General features: G+C 33.5%; 5 protein-coding genes. 2 read left to right on the forward strand and 3 right to left on the reverse strand.

Going from position 1 to position 6,100, the window contains the following annotated elements:
- Positions 1 to 22: 22 nt before the first annotated feature.
- Positions 23 to 682 carry a hypothetical protein gene (locus tag SB679_RS17680; RefSeq protein WP_410703596.1) on the forward strand — a complete coding sequence of 220 codons (660 nt, stop codon included), beginning with the start codon at positions 23 to 25 and terminating at the stop codon, positions 680 to 682.
- 193 nt (positions 683 to 875) lie between these two features.
- On the opposite strand, the gene SB679_RS17685 is transcribed toward SB679_RS17680, so the two are convergent.
- From SB679_RS17685 to SB679_RS17695, 3 genes are read right to left on the reverse strand one after another with little or no spacing between them, the layout of a single operon-like run.
- A complete protein-coding gene (locus SB679_RS17685) occupies positions 876 to 1,616 on the reverse strand; it encodes a hypothetical protein (protein WP_410703597.1) in 741 nt (246 codons plus the stop codon).
- A gap of 25 nt (positions 1,617 to 1,641) precedes the next feature.
- Positions 1,642 to 2,724: a PorV/PorQ family protein gene (locus tag SB679_RS17690; RefSeq protein WP_410703598.1), complete on the reverse strand. Its 1,083-nt coding sequence runs from the start codon at positions 2,722 to 2,724 to the stop codon at positions 1,642 to 1,644.
- A 17-nt stretch (positions 2,725 to 2,741) separates the two neighbouring features.
- Positions 2,742 to 3,617, reverse strand: a complete 876-nt coding sequence (locus tag SB679_RS17695; RefSeq protein WP_410703600.1) for a DMT family transporter — start codon at positions 3,615 to 3,617, stop codon at positions 2,742 to 2,744.
- A 435-nt stretch (positions 3,618 to 4,052) separates the two neighbouring features.
- Here SB679_RS17695 and SB679_RS17700 point away from each other — a divergent pair, with 435 nt between their 5' ends.
- Complete coding sequence (locus tag SB679_RS17700) at positions 4,053 to 5,681, forward strand: acyl-CoA carboxylase subunit beta (RefSeq protein ID WP_410703601.1); 1,629 nt, start codon at positions 4,053 to 4,055, stop codon at positions 5,679 to 5,681.
- Positions 5,682 to 6,100 lie beyond the last annotated feature (419 nt).

Genomic DNA, 6,100 nt, shown 5'->3' on the forward strand with positions numbered 1-6,100 from the left:
ACACAAATAAAACTATTTTTTCATGAAAAATATAATCACCATTTTCCTTCTAATTTCAATACAGCTTTGCTATTCGCAAGAGATGGGATACCAAATGACCACCACATCATCAAAAGAAGAATTTTTAAAATATTCGGAAATTACAGGTTCTCCATTTTTAAATGATGCTTTTAAACAGGCAAAAGCAACCTGCTGCAATGAAATCGCACCGATGAGATACGACATATATGCTGATGAAATTGAATATAAAAAAGGAGATGTAGTCTATAGATTACTAAAACAAAAACCTTATACAAGAATTGAATTTGCAAATCCTAATGTTACTCTAGTTTTAGAAGATATAGAAAACAACAATAAACCAGGATATTTTATTTTATTAGCAGATGGAAAAAATTCTTTGTTGAAGAAACTTAATATCAAAATTGAAAATATTGTTGTAGACCCAAAAAAAACAACAGGTTATGGAAAAAAAGAGGAATCATCATCTAATTTCAAAGAGTCTAAACCTGCCTATTACATAAAAACAGAAAAAAACACTTATATACTACTCAAAACTAAAAAAGATATCTTAGAAGTTTATCCTGAAAAGAGTCGTGAATTGAATAATTTTTTTGATTCCAATAGTATTAAATTTAATAAAGATGACAGCCTAGTTAAGCTTGTTAACTTCCTTAATAAATAAACAACATATCATCGTTTAAAAAGTGGTGTCTTTACTTTAAAGACACCACTTTTTATTTGTACTATACGCGTACAAGATCAGTTAAACAATAAACTAAAGTCTTAAGTTTATTCATCACATCATGGTATGCTCATAAAAAACAAAATAAGCTCTTTTTCAAGAGCTTATTGTATGTTGTATAAATTTTCAATTATTACTTTCCGGAAAAAATTTCTTTAGAGTATTCTCCGTTCGCTTGTGGAATATCAATCACAATATCTCCATTCTCCAAATAACCGATGGTAAAACTTCCGTCAGCCATTTTAACTTTGAAAACATCTTTTTTAGAGGTGAATTTAAATGTTGCGTATGGCACAGAGCTATTAGGATCTGCTAAGATAAACTGGTTGCCATCAATTTGTATTTTCTGCAGATTCATTTTCCCATTTGTATATTTTCCAGTTTTGTTTTCTGCAACTGCTGAAGAAGCTACATTTTCATTTTTATGCTGTTCAGTATTATTTGCTACCACTTGAATTTCTGTCGGGTTAGAAGCTGGAACAGATACTAAAGCCTGTTTTAAAGCATCCTGAAACCCTTCTTTATATTCTTTGATGTTAGAAACTCCTTTAGTGGTAAATACAACTTTATCATTACAATCTTTGAACTCCAGCAATAATCTATTTCTTAAAAAATTACTGTCATTTTTAAGATTGGCAATAATTACATTACAATACTTTCCTTTGATATCAGAAGGCCATTGTTCTTTGTCACCCTGGATCACAATATATCTTCTGCTCTGTAAAACTTTTATTAAAGCACCATCCAACCCATAGGATTCCTCCTGAAAATCTTTAAATTTCCCAGGAATCGAAATATATTTATAATCAGAAATCTTCTGTCCAAAAACCAGCGTCAGACAAAAAGAAAATAGAATTATTACAAGTTTTTTCATTGATTTTAAATTTTAATTCTAAGTATTAATCATTTCTAAATTCTCCCATATCCAATTTAAGAGAGAAGAAATTAGAATAAAAATTAGATCCGCCAATACCGGAGTTGGTAATCGCATAATCTAACGTAAGACCTCTATATCGTATTCCTAAACCTGCACTTGGCTGGAAAGAAACTTTTCTTTTAAGATCTTCAATATCTGTAATGGATTGAAATCTGTTGATTCCCAATCTCACAAAAATCATTTTCTGATATCCCAGTTCAGCACCAGCATAAGGCGTAATACTTGCAAAATCTGTTGAAACAAGCGCAGCTGTTTTAGCAAAATCTACATTAATACCCGCTTCCGGTAAAACGTATACACTGCTGTTGATTTCGAATACCTTACTTGCTCCTAAGTTTAATTTAGGCATGGTAAGTTCCATTTTATCTTTCGGTGCAGGGTTAAATTCCTCTCCGTTTACCACTGTTGAAAGCTCTTTTTGGTTAATACTCCAAAAGTTTACCGTAGTGGTAGCATCCCGAAGCATTCCACCGAATTTCCATCCGTTATCTCCTTTATAAATCGCTCCGATATCAAAACCGAAACCATATCCACTCGCAAATTTCCCAACATTTCTATATACAATCTTTGCATTCACCCCAACATCTAATTTCGTATTTCCTGCAGGATGAAAGGCATAAGAAAGGATAGCTGCATAATCGGATTGAGAAAATTTTGTAATTTTATCGTAATCAATATTTCCTTCCGCATCAATCATTTGGGTTGTATTCAAGATGTTATCCACCCCAAGTCTTACCACAGATACTCCGAAAACACCTTCTTCCAATACTTTGGCATACGCCAGATAATCATATTTTGCAATCGATTCAAAGTATTCTGCGTGCATCGCTGCTCCCTGCCAGTCTCTTTCAATAGACATTAAACCTGCCGGGTTCCACATGGGAGAATAGACGTCATCCTGACTGGACAAAACAGCACCCCCCATTGCCAATCCCCTTGCTCCGGCTCCAATATTTAAGAATTCATTGGAATATTTTCTGATAATTTGAGCTTGGGACAGGCCAAATAGCAATAAAAATGCAAGTAAAAAGTATTTTTTCATCATATAAATTTGATGCTTAGTTAAAGTTTTTTTGTTTTTCTGGCTTTTATCAATCCGTTTACAACAATTGCCAATATCATAACCGCTGAGGCTATATAAAATATAGGACTCATATGCTCTGATTCTCCAAAGATAAAAAAAGCTAGTATAATTCCGTAGACAGGTTCTAAATTAACTGTTAAAATTAATGTAAAAGGAGATATATACTTCATTAATTTTACTGATTCCAACATAGGAAAAGCAGTAAAAACACTTGCCAACAAGCATATTAACGCCAAATCCTTGTAATTTATTTCATTCATTTGAAAAATTTGTCCGGATAGCAAATAAAATATCAATAAAACAAACCATCCACAGAAAATTTCGTAAAATATAATATTCCCAGAACTGGTCTTTCCAAACATTTTTCCATTGAAAACCGAAAAGATGGTTCCAAATACAGCACATAGAATTCCGTAAAAAATCCCCTCTTTATACTGGAATTCTGCTTTAAATATCAATAAGATACAGGCCACGATTACGGTTCCCATGACGACCTCCATTACATCAATCTTTCTTTTGAAAATAATAGGCTCTAAAATAGAAGCAAAGAGTGTTGAGAGTGATAGGCAGCTCAAAGCAATAGATACATTGGAAACTTTAATTGAATAAAAAAAGCAATACCAATGGAGAGCCATCGCTACTCCTATTGCAGCCAGCTGAAAAAATATCTTTTTCGAGACCTTGATACTCTCTTTTTTAAAAACTCTTATGAATACAAATAGAAATACTGCAGCAAACAGCATTCTGTAAAATACCAGAATCTGGGCATTCGCCTGAATTAGCTTTCCCAAAATTGCAGTGAACCCCCACAAAAAGACAATTAAATGCAATCTGAAAAGTGCTAATTTATGCATATCCTAAGTTCTTTAAATTTTTAACATGCAAATTTACAAATAGCTTTCACAAATACTGCAAAAAATATGGGTTTTACGTCAATATAAAACTATTCATTCAATTTTAACATTTTTCATGAGATAGACATCATATTTTATAAAAATCATGCTCATCTTCTTCTTGATCTTTAGTACACAAAAAACCCTGAAAATTTATTCAACTTTCAGGGCTTTCAAATAATAAACTATTAAAAAAATAAACTAGGAACAGAGCAATGAACAGATAAAATCATATCCACTACTCTAGCGTAAAGTTAAAAAAAAACTCTGTCATTTAAAACATTTTGCTGTTAAATATTTCACAAATTTCTGAGAACCAAACTATTAAACATTCGTTTTATACTCATCTACATTCCCTTTAAAAATAGTATCTTTAGACGTAAAAAATTGAAATTTATGGACATTGAATTCAACAAACGAGAAGATCAAAATAGATTAAAATTATCTGAAATAAACAGACTACTTGCTGAAATAAAAAAAGGTGGAGGAGAAAAAAGGCTTCAAAAGCTTCGTGATGAAGGTAAAATGACAGCAAGAGAAAGAGTTGAATATCTTCTCGATAAAGGATCAGACTCCATAGAAATAGGTGCATTTGCCGGCTATGAAATGTATGAAGAGCATGGCGGATGCCCAAGCGGCGGAGTTATTGTTGTTATGGGGTATGTTTCTGGAAGACAATGTCTTGTTGTTGCTAATGATGCTTCTGTAAAAGCCGGAGCCTGGTTTCCAATTACCGGAAAGAAAAACCTTAGAGCTCAGGAAATAGCGATGGAAAATAAACTTCCAATCATCTATTTGGTAGACTCAGCCGGTGTTTACCTTCCTATGCAGGACGAAATTTTCCCTGATAAAGAGCATTTTGGAAGAATTTTTAGAAATAATGCCAAGATGAGCTCAATGGGAATTATCCAGATATCTGCCGTTATGGGAAGTTGTGTGGCAGGAGGAGCTTATCTTCCTATTATGAGTGACGAAGCGATGATTGTTGATAAAACAGGTTCTATCTTTCTTGCCGGAAGTTATCTTGTAAAAGCAGCGATTGGTGAAACGATTGATAATGAATCATTAGGAGGTGCTACTACTCATTGCTCTATTTCAGGTGTTACAGATTATAAAGCTAAAGATGATAAAGACGCTCTAAATAGAATTAAAAATATTATGAAATCTACCGGAACTACCGAAAAGGCAGGTTTTGATAGAATAGAAAGTTTTCCACCAAAGGAAAGCCCAGACAATATTTTTGGGATCATGCCTGTTTCCAGAGCTGACCAATACGATACTTATGAAATTATCAAATGTTTAGTTGATAACTCTGAATACGAAGAATATAAACCAGATTACGGTAAAAGTATCATCTGTGCAACAGCCAGAATTGATGGCTGGTCCGTAGGAATTGTGGCTAACCAGAGAAAACTCGTAAAAAACGGAAAAGGAGAAATGCAGTTTGGAGGAGTAATCTATTCTGACTCTGCAGATAAATCAACAAGATTTATTGCTAACTGTAACCAGAGAAAAATACCTTTACTATTCCTTCAGGATGTGACCGGATTTATGGTAGGTTCAAAATCAGAGCAAGGAGGAATTATCAAAGACGGAGCAAAAATGGTGAATGCTGTTTCCAATTCAGTCGTTCCGAAATTCACAATTATAACCGGGAATTCATATGGAGCCGGAAATTATGCGATGTGTGGAAAAGCATATGACCCAAGATTAATTGTAGCTTGGCCATGGGCTGACCTGGCGGTTATGGGAGGATCACAGGCTGCAAAAGTATTAGCCCAAATTCAGGAATCTACACTTAAGAAACAAGGAAAAGAGATTACTAAAGAAGAGCATGATGAAATTTTAGATACAATATCTAAGAGATACCAAAAACAAACGGAATCTACTTATGCTGCTGCAAGACTTTGGACTGACGCTATCATTAATCCTACTGATACCAGAAAATGGGTTTCTATGGGAATTGAGGCTGCCAATCATTCTCCAATTACGGAAAAATTTAATTTAGGAGTAATTCAGGTTTAAGTAAATATTACAATAAAAATATATAAAATGCCGTCTCAATTGGGATGGCATTTTTAGTTTATCCTAAATTAATAATCTATAAACTCTCTATCATTGTATAACATATAGAATATAGCTTTCATGCGCAAAGAATATTGGGATACTTGCCGGATAGAATGTCGGAAGAAAAAGGAGTCATCACAGCTACATCAATACATTATTACCGGGATTGAAGATTGATATATACCTATTATAATGATGATCCCATCATCCAGCTAGAAAGTTGTGGGAGAACAAGGAATTAATATACACAGCTATAGTGTTACATTCATTTGGGGTATTGGTTGAAGTTGAAGTATGCCACAAAAAAAAGTCTCATACAAGTACATGTATGAGACTTTTAATAAAAACTGGCGGCGTCCTACTCTCCCGCTTTCGCA

This window comes from Chryseobacterium sp. SIMBA_029 (assembly GCF_046535275.1).
Taxonomy (GTDB): domain Bacteria; phylum Bacteroidota; class Bacteroidia; order Flavobacteriales; family Weeksellaceae; genus Chryseobacterium.

Coding starts and splice junctions, on each gene's coding strand:
- SB679_RS17690 (WP_410703598.1), bottom strand. CDS start 2,724: ATGATGAAAAAATACTTTTTACTTGCATTTTTATTGCTATTTGGCCTG.
- SB679_RS17700 (WP_410703601.1), top strand. CDS start 4,053: ATGGACATTGAATTCAACAAACGAGAAGATCAAAATAGATTAAAATTA.
- SB679_RS17680 (WP_410703596.1), top strand. CDS start 23: ATGAAAAATATAATCACCATTTTCCTTCTAATTTCAATACAGCTTTGC.
- SB679_RS17685 (WP_410703597.1), bottom strand. CDS start 1,616: ATGAAAAAACTTGTAATAATTCTATTTTCTTTTTGTCTGACGCTGGTT.
- SB679_RS17695 (WP_410703600.1), bottom strand. CDS start 3,617: ATGCATAAATTAGCACTTTTCAGATTGCATTTAATTGTCTTTTTGTGG.